The sequence below is a fragment of the Sorangium sp. So ce1335 genome (assembly GCF_051521615.1).
Taxonomy (GTDB): Bacteria; Myxococcota_A; Polyangia; order Polyangiales; family Polyangiaceae; genus Sorangium.
This window is the reverse complement of sequence record NZ_CP150363.1, coordinates 1,950,785-1,972,412: the sequence shown is the minus strand read 5'-3', so window position 1 is coordinate 1,972,412 and position 21,628 is coordinate 1,950,785. Positions and strand designations below refer to the sequence as shown.

The window sequence follows — 21,628 nt, the reverse complement described above, 5'->3', positions numbered from 1 at the left end:
CCTCGGAGGTGCACATGAAGAAGCTCGTCGGAACGCTGTGCATGGGCTCCCTGCTCCTCGCGGGCGCCGCCTGCGTTGGCGCGCCGGTCGATCCCGCGGGAGAGGGCGGGCGCGGTGGCGGCGGGCCTGGCGCGGGGGGCAGCGGCGCAGGAGCCGCCCCGTGCGAGGGCCCGGACCTCGCGTGTCCCGAGGGCGCGCGGTGCCAGATCGACGTCGAGGGCGAGCCCTCGGGCTGCACCGCCGCGTGCGACGAGGGGCGCGCCTGCGGCGACGCGGCGTGCTGCAGCCCGGGCGCCGCGTGCGTGAACCGCGGCTGCAGCGCGGCCGACCTCGTGCTCGAGCCGACGGCGCGCGCGGAGGCCGTCACGTTCGACTGGATCACCTTCGACGAGGACACGTGCGAGGTGCGCCGCGGTTGCGTGGGCGGGAGCGGCCGGCGGGCGCTCCTGCGCTTCCACGTGTCGCTGAGGAACGCCGGCGACGTGCCGCTCGATCTGGGCGCGCCCTCCGAGGGCGGCGTGTTCGAGCCGAACTTCTGCGAGGGCAGCTACGTCGTGCCGCGCCTCTTCCGCGCCGTCCTCCGGCAGGGCGACGCGGCGGTCGCCGCAGCCGAGCTCGACGCGCGCTGCGTCGCGACCCGGGGAGGCCGGTACGACTGCGACGCGCAGGGGCTCGACCCCGGCGAGCGCGTCGAGCAGCCCGGCACCGTCGCGTGCAACGCGCTCGACGTGACCGGGGTGGGCGCGGGGCGCTACGCGCTCGAGATCACCGTCAACCCGGGGAGGACCCTCGCCGAGGCGCGCTTCGACAACAACACGATCCTCCTCCCGGTCGACTACCCCGCCTGCGACGGCACGATGTGCGGCGGCGCGTGCTGCCCGACCGGCCACGCGTGCAGGGCCGGCGTCTGCATGGTGCCCGACCTGCGCCCGAGCGAGGCGCGCATCGCCGACACGCTCCAGTTCTCGTACCAGACGTTCGCCGCGGACGCGTGCGAGATCCTGGAGGGGTGCGTCGGGGGCCCCGGCCGGCGGCACCTCCTCCAGTTCGAGGCGCGCATCGAGAACACCGGGCCCGGCCACCTCGACCCCGGCCCGGAGTTCGACAGCCCGCTCTTCGAGTACGCGCAGTGCCACCAGCACTTCCACTTCCTCGACTTCACCGAGTACCGGCTGCTCGACGCGCGCGGCGCGCTCGCCGCGCAGGGGCACAAGCAGGCGTTCTGCCTCGTCGACACGGATCCGCTCGATCCCGCGGCCCCGGCGCCGCGGGGCTTGCCCAGCGCGGGCGGCGCGGGGTGCAACTTCCTGAGCGCGGGGTGGGCCGACGTCTACCGCGTCGGCACCGCGTGCCAGTGGGTCGACGTGACGGACGTGCCCGAGGGGGACTATCTCCTCCGCGTCGCGGTCAACCCGGACGGCGCCCTCGCGGAGCGGTCCATCGAGGACAACGTCGTCGAGGTGCCGATCCACGTGCCGGCCTACGCGCCCTGCGTGCCCGAGCCGGAGATCTGCGGGGATCGCGTCGACCAGGACTGCGACGAGATCCCCGACGACGGCTGCCCGGGCGCGAGGTGCACCGCCCCGTCGAGCGAGCGCTGCGGGAACGATCTCGACGAGAACTGCAACGGGGTCGCGGACGACGGGTGCGCGCCGATCCCGGGCGCCGACGGCTGCGCGACGCCGGGGGAGCTCACGGAATCGATGGACTACGCCGCGGAGATCACCGCGGAGAACACCTCCGACGTGGCGCTGCCGTGCGGCGGAGAGGGCGGCGAGGTGTTCTTCCGGTTCACGCTCCCGTCCGAGGAGGTCGTGTACCTCGGCACCCTGGACTCGGAGATCGACACGGTGCTCGCGGTGCTCGAGGGCGACGGCTGCGGCGGCGCCCCCGTCGGCTGCGCGGCCCGGAGCTGCGGCGAGCGCACGCCGGGCGCGAACTTCGCGGCCCGGCTCCCGGCGGGGACCTACACGGCGGTGGTCAAGGCCGTGAGCCCCGGGGCCTCCGGCAGGGTGCGCCTCACGTTCCAGCGCGCGTCGTGCCTCGGCGCGGGGGCCGAGGTCGTCACGGGCAGCGGCCTCGTCCGCGGCGACACGACGGGCGCGGCGATCCCCCCGAGGTCCGCGTGCGGCGCGAGCAGCCCTGAGCAGACGTTCTATGTGCCCGTGTGCCCCGGGAGAGCCGTCACGGTGTCCTCGTGCGGCCTGACGGGCTTCCCGATGACGCTCAGGACGGCGGACGACGCGTGCGATCCGACGACCGTCCAGTGCTCCAGGCCGATCAACGCGTGCGCGGGTGATCCCGACGGGGCCAATGCGGCGCTCGTCGCGACGCGGCCGGGAGGGGGCCTGGGGGCGATCACCGTGAGTGGGCGGACGCCGGTGGATTTCGGGCCGTACGAGATTTTCGTCACGCCGTTCTGAGGAGAGGCAGGAGCGCGCCGCGCGGACGTGATCCGCGGCGCGGCGATCCCGCCTGTCCAGCGGCGAAGTTTGCGCTCCGCCTCGGGCGATCTGCGCTAGAACCGCGCGCATGCGAGCCAACCATCCGTCCCAGCCGAGGCGCCGCAGGGCGCTCTCGTGCCTGTCCAGCGCGATCGTCGCCGCGCTCGGCCTGACGTCGCCCACCTACGCCGCGCCACCGGCCGCCGCGGCGGCGCAGCCCGCGGCCGCAGCGCAACCCGCCGCCACGCCGGCAGCGGCGCAGCCCGCGACGGCGAAGCCCGCGACGGCGGCGCAGCCCGCGAAGTCAGCGCAGCCCGCGACCGCGGCGCCGGCCGGAGCAACGCCGGGCGCCGCGGCAGCGCCGCCGTCGGCCAGCGTGAGCGTCATGCTCCCGGTCGAGAAGTACACCCTTCAGAACGGGCTCGAGGTGATCCTGCACGAGGATCACCGCACGCCCGTCGTGGCCGTCAACGTCTGGTACCACGTGGGATCCAAGGACGAGCCCAAGGGGAAGAACGGGTTCGCGCACCTCTTCGAGCACCTCATGTTCCAGGGCTCGAAGAACGTCGGCGAGGACATGTTCTTCAAGTACCTGGAGCGGGCCGGCGCGAGCGAGCGCAACGGGACGACGAACGCCGACCGGACCAACTACTTCGAGACCGTCCCGGCCAACGAGCTCCCGCTCGTGCTCTGGCTGGAGAGCGACCGGATGGGGTGGCTGCTCGACCATGCGAACGAGGAGACGTTCGCGAGCCAGCGCAACGTCGTGAAGAACGAGCGCCGCCAGAACTACGAGAACGCGCCCTACGGGCTCGTGCCGCAGTTCATCCGCGCGGCCCTGTTCCCGGAGAACCACCCCTACCACCTGCTGACCATCGGCACGCCCGAGGACCTCGACGCCGCCCGGATGGACGACGTGCGGGCCTTCTTCAAGACCTTTTACGCGCCGAACAACGCGACGCTGGTCATCGCGGGCGACATCGACAGGGACAGGGCGAAAGAGCTCGTCCAGAGGTACTTCAGCCCGATCCCGAAGGGCGCGCCGGCGCCCGTGGCGACGAAGCCCGACCCCGGCGACCTCGCGACCGAGAAGCGCCTCGAGATCGAGGCGGACGTGGAGCTGCCCCGCGTGACGATCAGCTGGGTCACGCCCCCGATGTTCGCGCCCGGCGACGCCGAGCTCGACCTCGTCGCCAACGTCCTCTCGTCGGGCAAGACGAGCCGGCTCTACAAGCGGCTCGTCTACGACCTCCAGATCGCGCAGGACGTGTTCGCGGGGCAGGCGTCCAGCCAGCTCGCCAGCACGTTCCAGATCACCGCCACCCTGAAGAAGGGCAAGTCGCCGGAGCAGGCCCTCAAGCTGATCGACGCCGAGCTCGAGAAGCTGCGCAAGGCGCCGCCGACGCAGGACGAGCACGAGCGGGCGCGGGCGAAGCTCTTGTCGGACCTCGTCTTCAGCATGGAGCAGGTGACCGCCCGCGCGAACGCGATCAACAACTACAACCAGCTCGCCGGCGATCCGGGGTACTTCCCGAAGGACGTGGCGAGGTACGAGACGGCCACGGCCGCCGACCTGCAGAAGGCGACCGCGGACTTCCTGCCCCAGAGCAGGCGCGTGGTCGCCCTCGTCACGCCGAAGCCGGGCGCCCCGAAGGCCGGGCGCCTCGTGAAGCAGACCGAGTCGGCGGCGCCGGCCGCGGCGAAGCCCGCGGCGGCGAAGCCCTCCGCAGCAGCGCCAGCGGCGGCGAGGCCCGCGGCGGCGCCGGCCGCCGGCAAGCCCGCGACAGCACCGGCAGTCAAGGATCCCGCGGTCAAGCCCGCGGTCGACAAGCCCGCGGCCGGCACGCCCGCGCCGAAGGGGGATTGAGCCATGCGCATGAAACGAATCCTCTCCGTCTCCCTCACCGCCGCGGCGCTCGCCGCCTGCGCCTCGAACCCGTCGACGCCGCCCGCCGCGAAGGCGCCGGCGCCGGCCGCGCCGCCGGCCCCGGCCGCGCCGCCCCCCGAGGCGGCGGACGCGTTCCGCAAGTCGCCGCCGCCCCCAGGGCCCGAGGTGGTCTTCGTACCGCCGCGGATCGAGGAGGCGAAGCTCGCGAACGGCATCCGCGTCCTCGTCGTGGAGCGGCACGAGCTGCCGATCGTCGCGGTGTCGGTGACCACCGTCCGCGGCGCCGACCAGGCCGCGCCGGGCGTCGGCGCGTTCGCGGGCGCGATGCTCACGCAGGGCACGAAGACCCGCAGCGCGCTCCAGTTCAGCGACGCGCTCGGCAAGCTCGGCGCGGACTTTTCATCCGGCGTCAACTTCGACGGCGGCGGCGTGCAGGGCCAGAGCCTTTCGCCGCGGTTCGGCGAGATGCTCACGCTGCTCGGCGACGCGTACATGAACCCGGCGTTCTCGCCGGCGGAGATCGAGCGCGAGCGGTCGCGCCGCATCACCCAGCTCGCCGAGATGAACGACAGGCCCGCGTCGCTCCTCTCCATCGCCCAGGGCATGACGCTCTACCCCGAAGGCCACCCGTACAGCGCGCCGCTGCTCGGCACCGAGGCGGCGCTCAAGAAGATCACGGCGGGCGCCCTCGCGAGGTTCCACGCCGCGCAGTTCCGGCCGGAGCTGACGACGGTCGCCATCGCCGGGAACATCACGAAGGCCGACGCGGTGAAGGAGGTGGAGCGGGTCTTCGGCGCCTGGAAGGGCCCGAGGGGCGCGCCGCCGGTCCCGGCGAAGGCCGAGGACCCCGCGGAGCCGCCGGCGCTCGCCGCGGGCGCGCCGCGCGTCGTGATCGTCGACCGGCCCGGGCTCACGCAGTCGACCGTGACGGTGACGCTGCCCGGCGTGCCGCGCGCGACGAAGGACTACGACGCGCTGCTCGTGATGAACACCCTCCTCGGCGGGCAGTTCTCGAGCCGGCTCAACCTGAACCTGCGCGAGAAGCACGCCTACACCTACGGCGCGCGCTCCGGCTTCGACATGCGCCACGGGCCCGGCCCGTTCTCCGCTGGCGGCGCCGTGGTGCGCGAGAACACCGGCCCGGCGGTGCGGGAGATCCTCGCGGAGATCGAGCGGATGCGGCGGGAGCCCGTCACCCTCGAGGAGCTCGCGGACGCCAAGGCGAACCTCGTCCGCCAGCTCCCGGCCCGCTTCGAGACGGCGGGCGCGACGGCATCGACGGTCGCGAGCCTGGCCGTCTACGATCTGCCGCTCGACGAGTTCGGGACGCGGCCGGCGCGGATCCAGGCGATCACGCCCGCGGACGTGCAGCGGGTGGCGCAGAAGTACCTCGTGCCCGAGCAGCTCCGGGTCGTGCTGGTGGGCGACGCCGGCGCGGTCGGAGAGCAGCTCTCGGCGCTGCAGCTCGGCCCGGTCACCGTCCAGAAGGCGCCCGGCGTGACGGCTGGACAGCCGGCAGCCGGCAAGCCCGCCCAGCCGGCGCAGGCCGGCAAGCCCGCCGCGCCCGCCCAGCCGGCGCAGGCCGGCAAGCCCGCGGCGCCCACGCAGCCCGCCGCGCCCGCGCAGCCCAGCAAGCCCGCCGCGCCCGCCCAGCCCGCCGCGCCCGCGACGAAGAGGCCGTGAAGACCGCCGCGCCGCTCGCCTGCGTGTGCGCGCTGGCGTGGAGCGCCCCCGCCGCCGCGCAGGCGGGCGCGGCGGCCCCGGACTGGGCGTTCGGCACGCCGGCCGGCGAGGTGGCCGTCGTCGCGGCCTGCACCGCCTCGCTCGCGACGTACCTGCTGCCCCAGCGCCGCTCGGCGTGGGGCGCGGCCTCCAGCGTGGAGCGCAACGAGACCCTCGGCCTCGCCAGCGACATCACCGGCGCCACCGGGGGCACCCTGCTCCTCCTCGGCAGCGGGTACGCGCTCGAGGGCAGCTACCTCGCGGGCGCCGACGTCCCCCACCCCTTCTCGAGGGCGCTCAGGACGTCGCTGATCGAGCTCGAGGCGGCGGCGCTGTCGACCGGCCTCTCGAACATGATCAAGCGGCTGTCGGGGCGCTGCCGACCGCGCTCGTGGCGGACGGATCGATGCGGGGACACCGACCTCGACTTCGACGCCTTCCCCTCGGGTCACACGACCCCGGTGGCGGCCATCGCGGGCGTGCGCCTCAACCTCGCGCTGCGCACGACCGGCGACGCCACGCCGCGCCTCGGCGCGCTCGCCCTCGCCGAGGTGGCCACCGTGGTGACGATGGCGCTGCGGATCGGCTCGGGCGCGCACTCATGGCAGGACGTCGGCGCCGGCATGATCCTGGGCCACGTGACGGGCTTCGCGCTCGCGGCGATCCACCCGATCGCGCCGAGCGAGGGGCGGTTCGCGGCAGGCCCGCTGCCCGGCCCGGCGCCGGAGCCCGCCACGGTCACCTGGTCGTGGACGTTCTGATCTCGCCGGTGCGGGGCCGCCGGGCCTCGGCGCGGCGCTCGACGACCGAGCCCGCGCCGCCGGGCCCCGACCGCTCGCCTCACAGGCCCATGCAGCTCGCGTGATACGTCACGGGGGCAGACGTGCGCCGGCGCGCGCGGGCGCGCCGGCGGGCCGCGATCCATGCTGGCGCCATGCCGGTCTTCGAGAAGCGCACGCGCATCGCCGCGCCGCCCGAGCGGGTCTTCGCCTTCCACGAGGAGCCCGACGCCCTCGAGCGCCTCACGCCCCCCTGGGAGCGGGCGCGTGTCCTGGAGAAGACCGGCGGCATCCTCGTCGGCGCGCGCGTGGTCCTCGAGGCGCGCGTCGGCCCCGTCCCGGTGCGCTGGGTCGCCGAGCACACGCAGTACGAGCGGGGCCGCATGTTCCAGGACACGCAGCGCAGCGGGCCCTTCAAGCGCTGGGTTCACACCCACCGCACGGATCCCGACGGCTCAGGCGGCTGCTATCTGACCGACCACGTGGAGTACGAGCTCCCCTTCGGCGCCATCGGTCGGCTCGGCGGCGCCCGCTTCGTGCGGCGAAAGCTGGAGCGGATGTTCGATTACCGCCACGAGGTGACGCGGCGGGCCTGTGAAGCCCCGCCGCAGTAGGCGGTTCGCCCGATCGCCGCAGCCATCGCGCACGCCATCGCTCCGCGCCCGGCTGCCTCAGCCCCCGCCCTCCGCGTCAGCGGCGCGGATCGCCCTCGGGGCGCCCGCCCGGGTGCTCCGGATCGTCGAACTGCGCCGGCCGGTCGTTCTGCGGTCCGTCTGCCGTGTATCCCCGTTGTGACGCCCCCTGCTGGCGGGCGATATGCTCGACGTCGCTCAAGCCCTCTGTGGTCTCGTCGTTCAATTGCCGCGTCGGCGCCCCCGGCTCCTGCTGCTCGCCGCCGACTTGCGGCTCGGCCTGCTCGCTCGGTCCTGTGTGCTCTTTCGTGGCTTCCATGATCTGACCCTGGAGCCCGATCGCTGACTGTAAAGCCCCCCGTTGCCAGGACGGGCGCCGGACCCAATTTCTTCGCCATGCCGCGGCACGCGGCGACGCCGGAAGGAGAAGGAGCATGGCTATCTACCGTTGCGGCCGCTGCGGCTCGATCAACCGGGTCGCGGACCAGCGGGTCAAGGATCGTCCCGTCTGCGGCCGCTGCAAGGATCGTCTCGACACGACGGGCGCGCCGCAATCCGTGGACGGGGCCGCGCTGGAGCAGGTGATCGCGAGCTCTCCGATCCCCGTGCTTGTCGACTACTGGGCGACGTGGTGCGGCCCGTGCCGGGTCGCGGCGCCGATCCTCGACGAGCTGGGCCGCAGGAACGCGGGCCAGGTGCTGGTCCTGAAGGTCGACACCGACGCCGATCCGGTGGAGGCCGGGCGCCGGCGCATCCAGGGGGTGCCGACGTTCGTGCTCTTCCACGGCGGGCGAGAGCTCGACCGCCGCAGCGGCGTGGCCTCGCGCGCCGATCTGGAGCGCTGGATCGCGAGCCAGACCGGCCAGCCCTCCATGCGCGCGAGCCACGCCTGAGCCCCGGCGACTGGTCGACTCCGCGCCGGTCGACTCCGCATCGATCGATTGCACATTGTCATCTTACGAGTAGGCCGACTCGCCCATTTCGAATTCCACATCGCCACGAGGCATTCGTCACATCGGCGTCCACGGGCGTTCGGAACTTGGCGCGCGCCGTCGTCGAGCGGGCGTTCGAGCTGACCGAGCGGCTGCCGCGCGCGTTGCGACGGGCCCAGCAGCGTGCGATCCTTTCCGTGCTCAGCGAGCGAATGCTGGAGCTCCTCAGGGAGGCCTCGATGAACCCCGACAAGATCCCGGAAACACCCGCCGCCAGAAAGCTGCGCCTCTTCCTCGAAGCGCAGGGGCGGAAGAAGGGGCGCGCCGAGGGAGAGGCCAAGGGGCGCGCCGAGGGGCGCGCCGAGGGCGAGGCCAACGGGCGGCAGGACGCGCTGCTCACGCTGCTGCGGGCGCGCGGGCTCTCGCCCTCGCAGGACGACGAGGCGCGCATCCGGGCCTGCGCCGACACCGCGAAGCTCGACCGGTGGATCGCGCGCGCCGCCACGGCCACGACCGTGCGCGAGGCCCTCGGGGCGCGCCCCCCTGGCTCGCGGGCTCGCCCGCGCGCGCCGGGTCGCTCCCGGCCGGCTTCCGCCTCGCGCTCCTGACTGCGCCGCGCCGGCCTCACCGCACCGGCCTCACCGCCGCCCCTCACCGCGGGGCCGCGCAGCCCCACCGCCGCGCAGCCCCACCGCCGCGCAGCCCCACCGCCGCGCAGCCCCACCGCCGCGCAGCCCCACCGCCGCGCAGCCCCACCGCCGCGCAGCCCCACCGCCGCGCAGCCCCACCGCCGCGGCCGCGCAGCCGCGCCCCCTCAGCTCGTCCCCGGGACGCGCGACGCCGCGGCCGGCTCCCCCCGCCCGAACGCCGCCGCCGCGGCCGCCCCGCCGCGCGCCGCGCGGTAGCGCGCCAGCTCGCCGAACTGCGCGAGCCGGGCGCGCACGATGTTCCTGCTGATGCCCAGCAGCCTCGCCGTCTGGAGCTGATTGCGATCGCAATACCGGTACGCCGTCCGGATGATCGTCTCCTCGATCTGCTCGTGCAGGTTCGGCAGGTTCTGCTCGAACAGCGCGAGCAACGCCCCCTCCAGCGACGTCGCCCGCGGCGCCGGCCCGGCCTGGAACGGCACGTCGACCGCCCCCCGGTCGCCCCCCCGCTCCGAAGGCGGCGGGCTCGTCGCCGCCTTCGGCTGGAGCGCCGTGAGCCGCAGATCCGACACGGTGATCTGATGGCTTTTGCAGACGAGGAGCGCGTGGTGCATGGCGTTCTCGAGCTCCCGGATGTTCCCCGGCCACGGGTGCTCCAGGAGCCGCGCCGCCGCCTCCGCCGTGAGCGCGGCCGGCCCCGAGCCGAGCCGGTGCGCGTAGAGATCGAGGAAGTAGCGCGCCAGCGGGAGGATGTCCCCCGGCCGCTCGCGGAGCGGCGGGAGCGCCAAGGTCGCCACGTTGAGCCGGTAGAACAGGTCCTCGCGGAACTTCCGCGCGGTCACCGCCTCCTCCAGATCCACGTTCGTCGCCGCGATGAGCCGCACGTCGATCGGGATCGGCTGGCGCGACCCGAGCCGCACCACCTCGCGCTCCTGCAGCACGCGGAGCAGCTTCACCTGCAGCGGCAGCGAGAGATCCCCGATCTCGTCGAGGAACAGCGTGCCGCCGTCCGCGGCCTCGAACCACCCGGCCTTCGCCGTCGTCGCCCCGGTGAAGGCGCCCTTCTCGTGGCCGAACAGCTCGCTCTCGACGAGCGACTCCGACCAGGCACCGCAGTTGACCGCCACGAACGGCCGGCCCCGACGGTGGCTGAGCGCGTGAATGTGACGCGCGACAAGCTCCTTGCCCGTGCCGGTCTCCCCCGTCACGAGCAGCGTCGCGTCGCTCGGCGCGAGCTGCCGGATCCGATCGAGGATCGCCTGCGACCGGGGATCCTCGAAGACGAGCGCCTTCGCCCGCAGAGAGAGGGCCAGCGCGCCAGGGTTGGGAAGCGTGAGCAAGGGCATCGTCATCGGGCGTCACTCACCATGATAGCGGATGGTTCGTCCATTATAACGGACATACCCGGCGTGCGCCAGGAACTTGTGCGGGCGGGGCCTCAGGGCGGCCCCCCCGGGTCCTCGCGGGCGCGCTACGCCTCGAGGAGGTAGCCGCGCACCTCGTCGGTGAGGGCCTTCAGGTCGTCATCGGTGCGGGACCTGGGGCGCGGCACGCCGACGGGGACGATGCGCTTGATCCGCCCGGGCCGCGGCTCGAGCACGACCACCCGATCCCCCAGGAACACGGCCTCCTCGACGTCGTGCGTGACGAGGACCATCGTGATCTGCTCCTGCTGCCAGATGCGCTGGAGCTCCTGCTGCAGCCTGGTGCGGGTCAGCGCGTCGAGCGCGCCGAACGGCTCGTCGAGGAGCAGGATGCCCGGCCGGTTGACGAGCCCGCGCGCGATCGCCGCCCGCTGCGCCATCCCGCCGGAGAGCTGGTGCGGGTAGGCCCGCTTGAACGCCGACAGACCGACGAGATCGAGGTGCTCGTCGACGGCGCGCGCCTTCTCGGCCGCCGTCCAGCTCGAGTTCTCGAGGCCGAGCGCGACGTTCTGCTCGATGGTGAGCCAGGGGAAGAGCCGGTGCTCCTGGAAGACGATGCCCCGATCGAGGCTCGTCCCCTCGACGCGCGCGCCGCCGACGAGGATGTCGCCCTGATAGTCGCTGTCCAGCCCGACGAGGAGCCGGAGGAGCGTCGATTTGCCGCAACCGCTCGTGCCCACGACGCTGATGAACTCGCCGGGCTGGATCGTCAGGCCGATCCCCTGGAGGACCTGCAGGGACTCATCCTTGACAACGTACTTCTTGCTGACATCGCGAATGTTGATGACTCCGGGCGAGCTCATGCTCTCTCCTTTCAGGATTCCAGGGTTCACACGCCGCGGACGCGCCATCGCAGCAGGCGCTCTTCCGCGGCCGTGGCCAGCGCGTTGAGGCCGAAGCCCACGAGGCCGGACACGATCAGCCCGACCAGCACGACATCCATGGCGAAGCGCTCGCGGCCGTCGACCATCAGGCTGCCGATGCCCGGGGCGGGCTCGAGCAGGTACTCGGCCCCGAGGGTGCCCAGCCATGCGTAGATGAGCCCCTGATGGAAGCCGGCGAAGAGCGACGGCGCGGCCGACGGCAGCACGACCTTGCGGAGGACCTGCCACCGCGAGAAGCGGAGGACGCGCGCCACCTCGATGTGCTCGACACCGACGCTCCGCACGCCCTCGTAGGTGTTCACGACGACCGGGTAGAAGGCCGAGAGCGCGATGAACGCGACCTTCGCCTGCTCGCCCACGCCGAGCCACACCGACATGAGCGGGATCCACGCGAACAGCGCGACCTGCTTCGCGGCGTGGAAGCTCGGCGACAGCAGCCGATCGGCGACGCGCGACAGGGCGAGGAGGCCGCCGACGGCCGTGCCCGCCAGGGCCCCGAGCGAGAGCCCAAGGAGATCCCGGACGAGGCTCGCCCGGAGGTGGTCCCAGAGCTCCCCGCTCTCGTGCAGCGCCCTCGCGGCCTCCCAGACGGCGAGCGGCGGGACGAGGATGCGGGTGTTCGTGAGCTCGTAGCGGCAGACGACGATCCAGGCGACGACGAAGAAGATGGGCAGGACGACGCCGCGCCGCAGCCGCGGCGCCGTCAGGGCATGGGTGATGGCGCTCATCGTTGTTGTTCCTGTCGACGTCAGAGGGCGGCGCGCCGCCAGCGGAGGAGGCGGGCCTCGATCTTCTCGAGCCCCTTGTCGAGCGCGAGCCCGAGGATCCCCACGACGAGGATCGCCGCGAGCACCACGTCGAGCTGGAAGAGCTGGCGGCCCCACACGATCAGGAACCCGACGCCCTCGGAGGACGCCAGGAGCTCGACCGTGACGAGCGACAGCCACGCTTGCGTGAGGCCGTAGCGGATCCCGACGGCGATCGAGGGCACCGCCGACGGGAGCACGACCTTCCGGAGGAGCTGGACGCTGCTGAACCGGAAGACCCGGGCGACCTCGATGTACGACCGGGGGACGTTCTTGATGCCCTGCAGCGTGTTCAGCGCCACAGGGATGAGGCTGGCCTGCGCGATGAGGACCAGCTTGAGCGACTCGCCGATGCCCAGCACCATCATGAACAGCGGCAGCCACGCGAGGACGGGGACCTGCGCGAGCGCGCGGAAGAGCGGGTGAACGTGATCCTCGATCCGCCGCGAGAGGCCCATGGCGACGCCGAGCAGCAGGCCGGCCGCGCCGCCGAGGGCGAAGCCGCCGAAGACGCGCCCGAGGCTGATGGCGATGTTCGCGTGCAGATCTCCCGAGCTCGCGAGCTCGGTGAGCGTCTGCGCGACGAGCCCCGGCGCCGGCAGGATCTGCGGCGGGATCAGCTCGCGCTGCGAGGCGTAGCCCCACGCGAGGAGCAGCGCCGCCGGGAAGATGAGCCCCACGGCGACGTTGCCCACCCGCCGCGACACGAGCCGCGCGGCGCCGCCCGCGGGCAGCGCCACCTGGGGCGCCGCGAGCTCGTAGGCGGCCTGGGTCTGGCTTTCTTGAATTCCCTGCTGCGTCATCTTGATTGCCTTTCGATCATGGTCGGCTCATCGGCTGCGCTGTCCCGCGCGCGGCGCGCGTCGACGCCGCGCGCCGCGCGCCGCCCTCATGGCCTGCCGGGGTGTTTGACCTTCCCGCTCGCGTCGAACTCGGGCCAGTAGCCCTCGAGGCTCAGCTCCTTGAGCGCCGCGTTCAGGAACCTCGGATCGAGCCACGAGTCGACGTCGAACGTGTTCCTGATGAGGCCGAACCGCTTCGCGTCGGCGACGGCCGCCTTGTAGCGGGAGATCAGGTACTCATCGAACAGGGGGCTCGCGCGCACCTTGAGCGAGTCGCCCGTCTGGTCCGCCTTGAAGTTCGCGTACGGCACGCCCGACTTGGACCAGAGCTGGTAGATGGGCGCCGGATTCCCCTCGTTCTGCGCGATCCAGTGGGCGGCCTGCACGACGACCTTGACGACGCGCCTCGTGATGTCCGGGTACCTGTTCGCGAAATCCTCGGTGACGATCAGGTGGGCGTGGCGCAGGTACGCCGGAGAGTCGTTCTTCGTCGAGTAGACGATCTTCGCGATCCCCTGGTCCTGGAGCGTGAGGAGGTCGTACCCGCCGAACGCCGCGTCGATGTCCCGGGTGGCCAGCGCCGCCTTGGCGGTCGCGGTATCCATGTTGAGGATCCGGAGGTCGCGCTCGGACAGCCCGCTCCCCGCGAGGATCTTGTTGACGGCGAGCTGGAGGTTCGTGCCCTTGAAGAGGGCGACCTTCTTCCCCTTGAGGTCCGCGAGCGACGAGATCGACGAGTCCGCGGGCACGGCCAGGTAGGTGTGCTGGCGCGTCGACACCCCGGCGAGGAGCTTCGTCTTGAGCCCCCCTGCCCTGCCGATGCTCGACGGGAGGTCTCCCTGGAGCGCGAAATCGAGCAGGCCGTTCGCGTACGCCTCGTTGACGGCCGGGCCGGCGCCCTTGAAGAAGGACCACGCGATCTTGATGTTGTCCTTCTTGAACTCCTCCTCCAGGAGCCCGCGCGCGTGCACGACGCTGAGGCTGCTGCCGCCCACGAAGGGCCTGTTACCGATGCCCACCCCGGCGAACGCCACGCGGATGACGCTCGGCGCGTCCGCCCGCGCGACGTGCGACGAGAACGTCAGGAGCGCCGCGATGAATATCTGCAAGATAAAAACAGCTCGTCTCATGATTTCCTCTCTCGATTCGTTGCTCTAGAAGCCGCCCTGGAGCTGGGCGAGGAGCTCGTGCTGGGCGCCTCGCGTGTTCGTGCGGTCGTCGCGGCGGTTGAAATTGAGCTGGAACTTCGTCGTCTCCGCGAAGAAGACGTTGAAGCCGAGCGTGTAGACGTCGACCCGGTTCTCCAGCACCTCGGTGCTCGGATCGAAGAGGTCGACGCGGATGAACGGCTGGTAGGTCTTCGGCCACCAGTCGTCGTATCGACCCTGGTTCCGGTAGCCCCTCAGGAACTGCTCGCCCCAGTTGTAGAAGAAGGTCGCCACGTGCGACAGGCTCGATAGCCTCGTCTTCTGCGGATCTTCCGGCGTGGTCCCGAGCGTCACGTCGTCCTGGCCATAGATGAACTCGTAGGTGACGCCGATCGGGTAGTGATTGTAATAGACGTCGCCGCCGTAGCGGCGCTTCGCGCCCTTTCCGGACAGCGTCTTCTTCTCGTCCTTCAGGAACGTGTTCTGCCAGCCGATGTACACGCTCCCGCCCAGCGTGATCTGCCGGAGGATGGAGTTGTAATCGGACGGCACGGTGAACGCCAGGCGACCGATGATGTCCTTCTCGCTGTTGTCGTCGGGCGTGTTCGGCCCGCTCCCGTTGACGAGGCCCACCGCGTACGCGAGGATGGGCGCGCGGTAGTTGTAGCCGTAGTCCACCTGCGGCAGCACGTCGCCCCGGACGATGAGCCCGAGCTCGCGCCGGTTGAGCCCGAGCCTCGTCGTGAACTGCGCGTTCGTGATCACCGGCTTGAGCTCCTCGCTCGCCGGGACCTCCAGCCCGAACGGCAAGAGCTGCTGGCCCAGGGTGATCTGAAGGACCCAGTCCTCGGGGGCGAGCGTGGAGAGCACGGAATACGAGATCTGGGCGTCCAGCAGGTTGAGGAAGCTGTTGTTGCTCGCCTGCTGCGGCGAGGCGCCGAAGCGCAGCGAGTAGGTGAGGTTGCGCCCTTCCTCGTAGTCCTTGTAGAGGATGCCGTTGAACGAGAGCAGCGCGGCGCCCGTGTCGAACGTCACCTTGCGGTCGTTCGACGTCGCCGTGTTCACCGGCTGCTCCGTCCATCCGATGCGCGTCTGGATGACGCCGCCGATGAGGAGGGAGCGGGTCGAGATGGCGGTGTGGAGATCGCGCTCGCGCTGCCACTGGAACTTGAAGTTCTCGAGGTCGGTGACCAGCCCTTGCAGGTCGTCGCGCGTGACGGCGTTGGGGTCGGGCTCGACGAAGGCCTCGGCGGTCGGGTCCCCCGCGGGCGAGGTGGCGGGCGACGGGACGCCCGGGACCGCGCCAGGCGCCGTCGGCGCGGCAGCCGCTGCGCCAGGCGTGGCGGCCGGGGCGGCGCCGGCGGGGGCAGGCGCCGCGCCAGCGGGCGCAGGCGCCGCGCCGGCGGGGGCAGGCGCCGCGCCAGCGGGCGCAGGCGCCGCGCCGGCGGGGGCAGGCGCCGCGCCGGCGGGCGCAGGGCGCTCCCCCTGGGCTCTTCCGGGCTGGTTCTGCGCGCTCGCGTGGCTCGCGCAAAGGACGACGGTCGTCGCGAGGATCGTGGAGAAGGCTGTTCTTGAACGGTCAAGCAAACGCATGAATGGATCCAGGGAGGTTCGTTTTCTCGAGATCACGGCCGCGCGGGGCCGCGCTCGTCGGCCCCGCGCGGCGCCTGTCCGTCAGGCAGCCTTGCTCTTCGGCAGCTTCTGCTCGACCGCGGTGCCGGCGAAGAAGTCGGGGTTCTTGCCGGCGAAGAAGTTGTAAGGATGCGTGAACACGAGGTCGCGGAAGTTCGCCTCCGTGAGCGCCCCCCGCTCCACGAGGCTCCACGTGTCCGCGAGGACCTCGGTCAGATCCGGCACGTCCCAGTGGCCGCTGTCCGACGCCCAGAAGGCGTTGAGCTGCACGCCGAGCGGGTTGACCTTCGTGTTGAACGCGTACGCGATCGTCGGGTCGTCCGCCTCCGAGCCGAAGTAGAAGTTCGGCACGTACCGGTCGCGGATGTCCTCGATCCGCTCGATCCCCGCCGCCGCGAAGTCGTCGAGCGCGCCCGGGTCCTGCGGCTGGCGGCGCGAGTTGTTCGACACCCCGAGCGCCCCGCCGAGGACGGCGTTGATGTCGCCGAGCCGCGCCTCGACCTCCTGGCCGCCGTACTGCTGGTACAGCGCGTAGAGCAGCTTCGCGTCGATGAGGTCAGGGTTGTAGTTCTGGACGGCCCTGCCGTTGCGCTTCTCCCAGTGGCCGACGAGATCGGCGAAGAGCGTCGCGCCCCACGCGGCCCCCCCCTCGAGGAAGCCGACGCGGAGGTCGGGGAACCGCCGGGTCACGCCGCTGAAGAACAGCGACTTCGCGAGCGCCTCGGAGGCGGAGGCGAAGTGGCCGATGTGGTTGTACATGTAGCTCGACACCGAGCTGCGGCTCGTCCACCCCATGCCGGCAGAGTGGGTGGTCAGCACCGTCTTCAGCTCGACGGCCTTGGCCCAGAACGGGTCGTAGTTGTACTCGCTGTCCACGCCGAACGTGTCGAGCCAGTTCGCGTGCCGCGCGACGTCCGGGTGGTGGCGCGACGGGTACTTCTCGGCCACCGCGCGGATGGGCCGGCGCAGGTTGCCCGGGATGAGCGCGACCTTCAGGCCGAGCTCGCGCACGGCGAACTCGAGCTCCTCGACCCCCTCCTCCGGCGTGTGCAGCGGAATGGCGGCGACGGGCGTGAGCCGGTCGGCGTACGGCCGGTACGCGTCGGCGTGATACGCGTTGACGGCGCGGATGAGCACCCGGCGCAGGTCCTCCTTGCCGACATGGGTGGCGAACGTGGAGACGTTCGGGAACAGGACCGCGTAATCCGTCCCCGACTCGCCGAGCCGCTCGTGCAGCAGCCTGGGCAGCGACACCGTGGCGAGATCGAGGGTGTTCTTCGTCGGCAGGGCCCACCACGGCGGCCTCACCGAGCGCTGCGCCGCGCGCTGCTCGGGCGTGAGCTCGTACCACTCGTTGCTCAGGTAGCCGAACCCCCGGTTGATCGCCTGGCGGAACTCGTCGACGTACTTCGCGCCGCCGTACTTCGCGATGTAGTCCTCGAGGATCGGGGCGAACTCGATCGTGTGCAGATCGGTGTCGATGACCGGATAATCCAGCTTGTCGCGCACCGCCCGCGAGCGAGAGGTCTTCTTGCCATCTTTGAGCGAGAGGTGAGAGGATGAGATGCTCATGACGATGTCTCCATGGTTCGGTCGCGCGCCCGCGCGGCCGCAGCAGCGCTGCGCAGCGATCGACGCGCCCCGGGCGGCGCGCCGACGTGGCGCCCGCTCCTGTCCTGTGAACGTGAGAGGCCTTCGGGCTAGAGCGCCGCGAGCGCGGCGCCCCGACAGCGCGTGGCGGTCCATCGCTCGACGTCGACGGCCGCCGCGGCGCGACACCGCACGACGGCGGGCTTGCCCGCGAGGGCGTTCGTCACGGTCGTGCTGGCGGGGACGAGTGAAATCGCGGCGCGCGCGACCACTGGACTTTTCATGGCGGCCTTCAGGTGAGCAGTCGCCCTGACGCGTTGCACTGCGCGGACCAGACCCGCGCGACGGCCACAGAGCCTCGCGCGAGCCTCGGAGGTGCGCCCGCACGACAGCCGCCCGCTCTCTCCTAGGCGCCGTCCCGGGGGAAACGTGAGGAGGCCCAAGTGGACGCCTCCCGGTGGCGAAGGAAGATCAGCGGAGCGCCGCAGGCGCCGCGCCCCCTGTCAGCAGGGCAATTCGACGAACGTTGCTCCGTCGACGCTTTGCACGCGGCGTACCAGGCTTACGTCCGCTGCGCAAGACGCGGATCCGCTATACCGGAGGCCCCCCTGCTGCTCCCGCAGCAGGCGCGTGCTGCGGAGGTGCTGCTGGAGCAGCAGTCGGCGGACGGCGCAGCGCCCTCCTGGAGGTCGGTCAGGTGCAGCGAGCAGCGGTCCGCGCCTCGATGTGGGCGCGGAACGCTGCGGGCGTCCGCACGCCGTGCTCCACGACGGCCGCGTAGATGTCCACGCCGCCGATCTGCTCGGGGTATTCGGGCCGGCGCGACCACACGTCCTTGATCCAGAGGATCGCCTGCCGGAGCGCGGGATCGAGGTCGCGCAGGCGCCGCGCTGACTCGAGCTGCTGGCGCGGGGCGTCCGATTGCCACACCGAGATATCTATCTTCCAGACGTTTCCCGCGGGCGTGCGGTAGCGCAGCACGAGGTAATGGCGCTCGTCCTGCGGCCGCCCCGTCGGGCTGCGCTCCCCGGTCTCCTCGCGGTAATGCACCTCGATGACGCCCGGATGCGCCAGCACCGGCAGGAGCGCGGCGAGCACCTCGCGGGCGCCGGGTGCCCGGCAGCGAACGCCGATGTCGAGATCGCGCCAGACCATGAGCCCGGACGCCGCGCTGCCGATCTGCTCCGGCACGCCGAGGCGCGACGCGCAGGCGAGCAGATCGAGCTGCGCGAGCACCTCGGCGGCCTCGGCCTCAAGCGCCGCCTGACGCGCCCAGAGCGCGTCGGCTTCCTCGGAGGAGAGTCGGGTGGGGACATCGTCTCGCATTGACGTGCTGCCTGGAACCCGCTCATACTGCCATCATGCGGCGTTCCGTAATCTGTGCGGTACGATGTACGATGGAGGGGGCCTCCGTCAAGCCCGACGCCTCGGGAGCGGCTCGATGAGCAAGAGCCCCGCGAAGCCGGCGAGCAAGCGCGCGCCGCGCGAGGCCGAGGCGCGGTCGCCCGACCCGGCCCGGACGCTCGCGCTGCTCTGGGGCTCTCACGGCAAGCCCGGGCGTTCGGGGCTGACGGTGCGCGCCATCGTGTCGGCGGCCATCGAGCTCGCCGACGCGGGCGGGCTGGAGGCCGTCTCCATGCGCCAGCTCGCCGATCGCCTGAACGTCGGGACCATGTCGCTCTACACCCACGTCCCCGGCAAGGCCGAGCTGACCGATCTCATGATCGACACGGTCTTTGGCCATCTCTACGACGACGTCGACGCGCCGTCGCGGCAGCCGGGCGGGTGGCGCGCGTCGCTCCGGTACATCGCCGAGCGCAACTGGGCGCTGTACCAGGCGCACCCGTGGCTCCTCGAGATCGTCACGGCGCGCCCCGTGCTCGGCCCGAACGTCTCGCTCAAGTACGAGGCCGAGCTGCGGCCGCTCGACGGCCTGGGGCTCACCGACGTGGAGATGGATTCGGTGCTCACCCTGCTCCTCATGCACGTCGAGGGCACGGCGAGGACCCTGGCGAACGCGAAGCGCACCCGCCAGGAGAGCGGCATGACGGACGTGGAATGGTGGGTCGCCACAGCCCCGCTTCTCGACAAGGTCATCGACGCAAAGCGGTTCCCCGTCGCGACGCGCGTCGGGCAGTCGGCGGGTCAGGCGTATCAGGGCGTGTCGAGCCCCGAGCACGCGTTCCGCTTCGGCGTCGATCGCATCCTCGACGCCGTCTCTCTCCTGATCTCGGAGCGACAGCGCAGCTCGACATGAGGAGGATCGGCGTCCACGAGCACGCACGGCCGGGCGGATCGCCGCGCGAACGCGTCACCGCCGCGCCGCGCGGCGCGCGCAGACCGCCTCGTAGGCCGCCTGCAGCCGCTCGGCGACGGTGGGCCCGTCGCGCTTCGCCGGCGCGCCGAGGTGGGCCTCGCGCAGCTCGGCCATGAACTGATCCCACATCGCCGGACCGCCCTCCTCCAGGAGCTGCGCGCGGATGCTGAGCTCCTCGCTCACCGGCATGTACCGGCGCCCCCAGGCGCCCAGGTGCGCGAAGATGGGCACCAGGGCGATCGCCTTCTCCGTCAGGCTGTAGACCGCCTTCTGCCTGTGCGTGGGATCGTCGGCCTTCGTGATCATCCCCGCGTCCTGGAGCGACTTCAGGCGGTCGGCGAGGATGTTGGACGAGATCCCCTCCTCCGAGCGGGTGAGCAGCTCGCGGAAGTGGCGGCGGCCGCCGAACATCATGTCGCGCAGGACGATCAGGCTCCAGCGATCCCCGAACACCTCGAGAGAGAGGTTGATCGGACAGCCCGATCGGTACGTGCTGCTCATCGGCGGCTCCCCGTCAAAAACCGGTTGCACTTTCGCAACAGATGGCGCACCCTGCAACCGGTTGCATTATACAACTGGTTCCAGATTCGTATCACGAGCGCCGATGTGGGCTGAAGGCGAGGGCGCGACGCCGGCGTGCGTCGATCGCCGCCGCGTGCTGGCGGGGATCGCGGCGCTGTTGGCCGCAGGGATGGGGGGCGCCTGTCGCCCCGGAGAGGAGGAGCGTGCGATGAGCGAGGGCGGGTTCTCCGAGGCGGGGCTGGAGCGGATGCACGCGGCGATGGCGGCGCACGTGGAGCGGGGCGACCTGCCCGGCGCCGTCACGCTGGTCAGCCGCGGTGGCGCGACGCACGCCGACGCCATCGGCAAGATGGCCTTCGGCGGCGCCGGGCCGGTGCAGCGCGACACCCTCTTCCGGATCGCGTCGCTCACAAAGCCCATCGCCGGCGCGGCGGCGATGATGCTTGTCGATGACGGCGCGCTGCGGCTCGATGAGCCGGTGGACTCGCTGTTGCCGGAGCTCGCGAACCGCAGGGTGCTGAGGGCGCTGGACGGGCCCGTGGACGACACCGAGCCAGCGCGGCGCCCGATCCTTGTCAGCGACCTCCTCACGCTGCGCATGGGCGTCGGCGCGATCATGGCGCAGGGCGACCATCCCATCGTCCAGGCCATGATGGACAGGGGCGTGGCGGTCGGGCCGCAGCTCCCGGACGCGCCGAGCCCCGACGCCTGGCTGGAGAGCCTGGGCTCGCTGCCGCTGATGCGTCACCCGGGCGAAGCGTGGATGTACGACACGGCCCTGAGCGTGCTGGGCGTGCTGATCGCCAGGGCCGCTGGCCAGCCGCTGGAGGCCTTCCTGCGCGAGCGCGTCTTCGAGCCCCTGGGGATGAAGGACACCGGCTTCAGCGTGCCCGCGGACAAGCTTCATCGCCTGCCGGTCTGTTATGCTCGAAACCCCGAGACAGGGGCGCTCGATGTCTTCGATCCCGCCGGATCCGAGAGCCGGTTCAGCCGCGCGCCCGGCTTCCCGTCGGCCGCCGGCGGCCTCATCTCGACGGCCGACGACGTCCTCGCGTTCGCCAGGATGATGCTGAACAGGGGCGAGCACCGGGGCAAGCGGCTCCTCTCCGAGCGCTCGGTCGCGCTCATGACGACCGACCACATCACCCCGGACCAGAAGGCCATCTCGCCGTTCAGCCCCGGCTTCTGGGAGCGCCGCGGCTGGGGCTACGGGCTGTCCGTCGTCACCAGATCGGAGCCGGGCGAGCCGCGCGGCCTCGGCTGGGACGGTGGATATGGCACCTCGTGCTACTGGGATCCGCAGACGGGCGTGATCGGCGTGCTGATGACCCAGCGCCTGATGGATTCGCCCAGCGCGCCGCCCGTCTTCGTGGACTTCTGGCGCTCGACCTACGAGGCGGCGGGCGCGTGAGCGCAGGG

General features: G+C 72.0%; 20 protein-coding genes. 9 read left to right on the top strand and 11 right to left on the bottom strand.

Annotation, left to right across the window (positions count from 1 at the left end; all coding sequences use genetic code 11):
* The first annotated feature begins 14 nt into the window (after positions 1 to 14).
* From WMF24_RS07260 to WMF24_RS07240, 5 genes are all read left to right on the top strand, one after another.
* Positions 15 to 2,423 carry a lysyl oxidase family protein gene (locus WMF24_RS07260; RefSeq protein ID WP_437735631.1) on the top strand — a complete coding sequence of 803 codons (2,409 nt, stop codon included), beginning with the start codon at positions 15 to 17 and terminating at the stop codon, positions 2,421 to 2,423.
* Between the two features lie 109 nt (positions 2,424 to 2,532).
* Positions 2,533 to 4,311, top strand: a complete 1,779-nt coding sequence (locus WMF24_RS07255) for a M16 family metallopeptidase (RefSeq protein WP_437735630.1) — start codon at positions 2,533 to 2,535, stop codon at positions 4,309 to 4,311.
* Between the two features lie 3 nt (positions 4,312 to 4,314).
* The gene (locus tag WMF24_RS07250) at positions 4,315 to 6,015 is read left to right on the top strand and encodes a M16 family metallopeptidase (RefSeq protein WP_437735629.1); all 1,701 of its coding nucleotides are present in this window, start codon (positions 4,315 to 4,317) and stop codon (positions 6,013 to 6,015) included.
* On the top strand, positions 6,012 to 6,815 hold the full coding sequence (locus tag WMF24_RS07245) for a phosphatase PAP2 family protein (protein WP_437735628.1): 804 nt from the start codon (positions 6,012 to 6,014) through the stop codon (positions 6,813 to 6,815). Before WMF24_RS07250 ends, WMF24_RS07245 begins: the two co-directional genes overlap by 4 nt.
* Positions 6,816 to 6,988: 173 nt before the next feature.
* The gene (locus WMF24_RS07240; RefSeq protein ID WP_437735627.1) at positions 6,989 to 7,447 is read left to right on the top strand and encodes an SRPBCC family protein; all 459 of its coding nucleotides are present in this window, start codon (positions 6,989 to 6,991) and stop codon (positions 7,445 to 7,447) included.
* Positions 7,448 to 7,523: 76 nt separating this feature from the next.
* Here WMF24_RS07240 and WMF24_RS07235 read toward each other — a convergent pair whose 3' ends face one another.
* Positions 7,524 to 7,784: a hypothetical protein gene (locus WMF24_RS07235; RefSeq protein WP_437735626.1), complete on the bottom strand. Its 261-nt coding sequence runs from the start codon at positions 7,782 to 7,784 to the stop codon at positions 7,524 to 7,526.
* A 115-nt stretch (positions 7,785 to 7,899) separates the two neighbouring features.
* Here WMF24_RS07235 and WMF24_RS07230 point away from each other — a divergent pair, with 115 nt between their 5' ends.
* Together WMF24_RS07230 and WMF24_RS07225 are read left to right on the top strand one after the other, a co-directional pair.
* On the top strand, positions 7,900 to 8,358 hold the full coding sequence (locus WMF24_RS07230; protein WP_437735625.1) for a thioredoxin family protein: 459 nt from the start codon (positions 7,900 to 7,902) through the stop codon (positions 8,356 to 8,358).
* 236 nt (positions 8,359 to 8,594) lie between these two features.
* On the top strand, positions 8,595 to 9,005 hold the full coding sequence (locus WMF24_RS07225; RefSeq protein WP_437735624.1) for a hypothetical protein: 411 nt from the start codon (positions 8,595 to 8,597) through the stop codon (positions 9,003 to 9,005).
* Positions 9,006 to 9,211: 206 nt separating this feature from the next.
* Here the strand turns inward: WMF24_RS07225 and WMF24_RS07220 are convergent, their stop codons facing one another.
* The 9 genes from WMF24_RS07220 to WMF24_RS07180 form a co-directional block, all read right to left on the bottom strand.
* Positions 9,212 to 10,390: a sigma-54 interaction domain-containing protein gene (locus tag WMF24_RS07220; protein WP_437738774.1), complete on the bottom strand. Its 1,179-nt coding sequence runs from the start codon at positions 10,388 to 10,390 to the stop codon at positions 9,212 to 9,214.
* Positions 10,391 to 10,515: 125 nt separating this feature from the next.
* The gene (locus WMF24_RS07215; protein ID WP_437735623.1) at positions 10,516 to 11,271 is read right to left on the bottom strand and encodes an ABC transporter ATP-binding protein; all 756 of its coding nucleotides are present in this window, start codon (positions 11,269 to 11,271) and stop codon (positions 10,516 to 10,518) included.
* A 26-nt stretch (positions 11,272 to 11,297) separates the two neighbouring features.
* Positions 11,298 to 12,080, bottom strand: a complete 783-nt coding sequence (locus WMF24_RS07210) for an ABC transporter permease (protein WP_437735622.1) — start codon at positions 12,078 to 12,080, stop codon at positions 11,298 to 11,300.
* A 20-nt stretch (positions 12,081 to 12,100) separates the two neighbouring features.
* Complete coding sequence (locus tag WMF24_RS07205; protein WP_437735621.1) at positions 12,101 to 12,961, bottom strand: ABC transporter permease; 861 nt, start codon at positions 12,959 to 12,961, stop codon at positions 12,101 to 12,103.
* 86 nt (positions 12,962 to 13,047) lie between these two features.
* On the bottom strand, positions 13,048 to 14,130 hold the full coding sequence (locus tag WMF24_RS07200; protein WP_437735620.1) for an ABC transporter substrate-binding protein: 1,083 nt from the start codon (positions 14,128 to 14,130) through the stop codon (positions 13,048 to 13,050).
* A 24-nt stretch (positions 14,131 to 14,154) separates the two neighbouring features.
* Entirely contained in the window at positions 14,155 to 15,741 is a 1,587-nt protein-coding gene (locus WMF24_RS07195) for a hypothetical protein (RefSeq protein ID WP_437735619.1), read from the bottom strand.
* An 81-nt stretch (positions 15,742 to 15,822) separates the two neighbouring features.
* On the bottom strand, positions 15,823 to 17,352 hold the full coding sequence (locus WMF24_RS07190) for an amidohydrolase family protein (protein WP_437735618.1): 1,530 nt from the start codon (positions 17,350 to 17,352) through the stop codon (positions 15,823 to 15,825).
* Positions 17,353 to 17,480: 128 nt separating this feature from the next.
* The gene (locus tag WMF24_RS07185) at positions 17,481 to 17,654 is read right to left on the bottom strand and encodes a hypothetical protein (RefSeq protein ID WP_437735617.1); all 174 of its coding nucleotides are present in this window, start codon (positions 17,652 to 17,654) and stop codon (positions 17,481 to 17,483) included.
* A gap of 409 nt (positions 17,655 to 18,063) precedes the next feature.
* Positions 18,064 to 18,696, bottom strand: a complete 633-nt coding sequence (locus tag WMF24_RS07180; protein ID WP_437735616.1) for a hypothetical protein — start codon at positions 18,694 to 18,696, stop codon at positions 18,064 to 18,066.
* Between the two features lie 115 nt (positions 18,697 to 18,811).
* Here WMF24_RS07180 and WMF24_RS07175 point away from each other — a divergent pair, with 115 nt between their 5' ends.
* Entirely contained in the window at positions 18,812 to 19,627 is an 816-nt protein-coding gene (locus WMF24_RS07175) for a TetR/AcrR family transcriptional regulator (RefSeq protein WP_437735615.1), read from the top strand.
* 54 nt (positions 19,628 to 19,681) lie between these two features.
* On the opposite strand, the gene WMF24_RS07170 is transcribed toward WMF24_RS07175, so the two are convergent.
* The gene (locus WMF24_RS07170) at positions 19,682 to 20,188 is read right to left on the bottom strand and encodes a winged helix-turn-helix transcriptional regulator (RefSeq protein ID WP_437735614.1); all 507 of its coding nucleotides are present in this window, start codon (positions 20,186 to 20,188) and stop codon (positions 19,682 to 19,684) included.
* A 229-nt stretch (positions 20,189 to 20,417) separates the two neighbouring features.
* Between WMF24_RS07170 and WMF24_RS07165 the strand changes: the two genes are divergently transcribed.
* Entirely contained in the window at positions 20,418 to 21,620 is a 1,203-nt protein-coding gene (locus WMF24_RS07165; protein ID WP_437735613.1) for a serine hydrolase domain-containing protein, read from the top strand.
* Positions 21,621 to 21,628 lie beyond the last annotated feature (8 nt).

Coding starts and splice junctions, on each gene's coding strand:
- WMF24_RS07175 (WP_437735615.1), top strand. CDS start 18,812: ATGAGCAAGAGCCCCGCGAAGCCGGCGAGCAAGCGCGCGCCGCGCGAG.
- WMF24_RS07205 (WP_437735621.1), bottom strand. CDS start 12,961: ATGACGCAGCAGGGAATTCAAGAAAGCCAGACCCAGGCCGCCTACGAG.
- WMF24_RS07230 (WP_437735625.1), top strand. CDS start 7,900: ATGGCTATCTACCGTTGCGGCCGCTGCGGCTCGATCAACCGGGTCGCG.
- WMF24_RS07240 (WP_437735627.1), top strand. CDS start 6,989: ATGCCGGTCTTCGAGAAGCGCACGCGCATCGCCGCGCCGCCCGAGCGG.
- WMF24_RS07190 (WP_437735618.1), bottom strand. CDS start 17,352: ATGAGCATCTCATCCTCTCACCTCTCGCTCAAAGATGGCAAGAAGACC.
- WMF24_RS07220 (WP_437738774.1), bottom strand. CDS start 10,390: ATGCCCTTGCTCACGCTTCCCAACCCTGGCGCGCTGGCCCTCTCTCTG.
- WMF24_RS07185 (WP_437735617.1), bottom strand. CDS start 17,654: ATGAAAAGTCCAGTGGTCGCGCGCGCCGCGATTTCACTCGTCCCCGCC.
- WMF24_RS07260 (WP_437735631.1), top strand. CDS start 15: ATGAAGAAGCTCGTCGGAACGCTGTGCATGGGCTCCCTGCTCCTCGCG.
- WMF24_RS07200 (WP_437735620.1), bottom strand. CDS start 14,130: ATGAGACGAGCTGTTTTTATCTTGCAGATATTCATCGCGGCGCTCCTG.
- WMF24_RS07255 (WP_437735630.1), top strand. CDS start 2,533: ATGCGAGCCAACCATCCGTCCCAGCCGAGGCGCCGCAGGGCGCTCTCG.
- WMF24_RS07180 (WP_437735616.1), bottom strand. CDS start 18,696: ATGCGAGACGATGTCCCCACCCGACTCTCCTCCGAGGAAGCCGACGCG.
- WMF24_RS07235 (WP_437735626.1), bottom strand. CDS start 7,784: ATGGAAGCCACGAAAGAGCACACAGGACCGAGCGAGCAGGCCGAGCCG.
- WMF24_RS07250 (WP_437735629.1), top strand. CDS start 4,315: ATGCGCATGAAACGAATCCTCTCCGTCTCCCTCACCGCCGCGGCGCTC.
- WMF24_RS07170 (WP_437735614.1), bottom strand. CDS start 20,188: ATGAGCAGCACGTACCGATCGGGCTGTCCGATCAACCTCTCTCTCGAG.
- WMF24_RS07195 (WP_437735619.1), bottom strand. CDS start 15,741: ATGCGTTTGCTTGACCGTTCAAGAACAGCCTTCTCCACGATCCTCGCG.
- WMF24_RS07165 (WP_437735613.1), top strand. CDS start 20,418: ATGAGCGAGGGCGGGTTCTCCGAGGCGGGGCTGGAGCGGATGCACGCG.
- WMF24_RS07215 (WP_437735623.1), bottom strand. CDS start 11,271: ATGAGCTCGCCCGGAGTCATCAACATTCGCGATGTCAGCAAGAAGTAC.
- WMF24_RS07210 (WP_437735622.1), bottom strand. CDS start 12,080: ATGAGCGCCATCACCCATGCCCTGACGGCGCCGCGGCTGCGGCGCGGC.